Consider the following 765-nt stretch of genomic DNA (forward strand, 5'->3'; position numbering starts at 1 on the left):
TCACAACCAATCGCGTCGTGACCTTCGATTGCTCCCACACCTTGCCAAACTTATTCTGCCTTCGTTCGCGTAGCGTGCCGCAGGCTTAGCCACTTGCCCGTCTGTTGCCTGACAATGCCGTTGGTGCGCTCCAATCGCTGTGTGCTGTCCTTGCCGATGTAGTGCCGGATCTCAGGGAGTAGCACCCGCTCATACCCACCCCATAGAGCTTCGCTCCGCCAAAGGCGTACGTCACTGTTCCGGCGTTTACAATCGGTTTTCCCTTGAGTGGTCACAATCAACGCCTCAATCAGTTCATCAGTATGTTTTCCGACTCGTGCCGCTAGAATCAATCCACTGCAATTGGCTAAACTCAACGCTATCCAACAATCACCCACTTCTAATTCACTGGGGAAGCATTGCTTCTGTTTTTTTGCACAAATGACCCCATCTCATCAGCAGATACCTCTTGGGTTTGAACCGTTTGCACCTGGGCATTATGTACCTGTTGTGCTCTTTGACTAGCAGCCCGAACGAGACTGACGACGGTATTGTATGCCAGTCCGCTAGTGCGACTAATGCCTCGCAGACTGCTGCCTTCCCGGTGAGCCTGTAGAACTTGGCGAATTTGCTCTGGGCTGATGTGACGATGGTAGTAGAGGGTATCAAAGCGTTCGTTGAAGGTTTGGCGGCAACCGGGGCAAAAGTACCGTTGGACTCCATTGGGCATCTTGCCGTGTTTATGAACCTTCAAATGTCCATACAACGGGCATTCCATAGGTTGAG

1 pseudogene is annotated in these 765 nt (G+C 51.9%); it reads right to left on the reverse strand.

The annotated features are described in order from the left end of the window. Nucleotides 1-757, reverse strand: a pseudogene (locus AB3R30_RS26930) (IS1/IS1595 family N-terminal zinc-binding domain-containing protein); the annotation flags it as partial. Nucleotides 758-765: the final 8 nt, after the last annotated feature.

This window comes from Sivoneniella epilithica UHCC 1019 (assembly GCF_040830845.1).
Lineage (GTDB): Bacteria > Cyanobacteriota > Cyanobacteriia > Leptolyngbyales > Leptolyngbyaceae > ULC077BIN1.